We start from the raw sequence: 277 nt of genomic DNA on the forward strand, positions 1-277 counted from the left end.
GCTAAAGTGCTTGCCACTTTGCTGATCTCTATATTCAATTCTTCTTAATACGGGGGCTTTTCTTTTTAGGGCATGTGCGCTATTTAGCTGAATGGTTTCATCTTTTAGAATACCTTTGGATTCAAGCACTGGATGTTGCTGGATCACCTGATACACAGATTTAGGCCTAAAACGTGTCACAAAGCTAACGTTTTGAGCGCTTAGATTCGCATACCATTGATAATCGACATAGCCTTTATCAAAGACCACAATGCTGCCAGCGGGAAACTGGAATTTT

1 pseudogene is annotated in these 277 nt (G+C 40.8%); it reads right to left on the reverse strand.

Annotated features, from left to right (window positions below):
* Window positions 1-277, reverse strand: a pseudogene (locus tag WFH18_RS18030) (IS4 family transposase); the annotation flags it as partial.

The organism is Acinetobacter sp. USHLN143 (assembly GCF_037145695.1).
Classification (GTDB): domain Bacteria; phylum Pseudomonadota; class Gammaproteobacteria; order Pseudomonadales; family Moraxellaceae; genus Acinetobacter; species Acinetobacter fasciculus.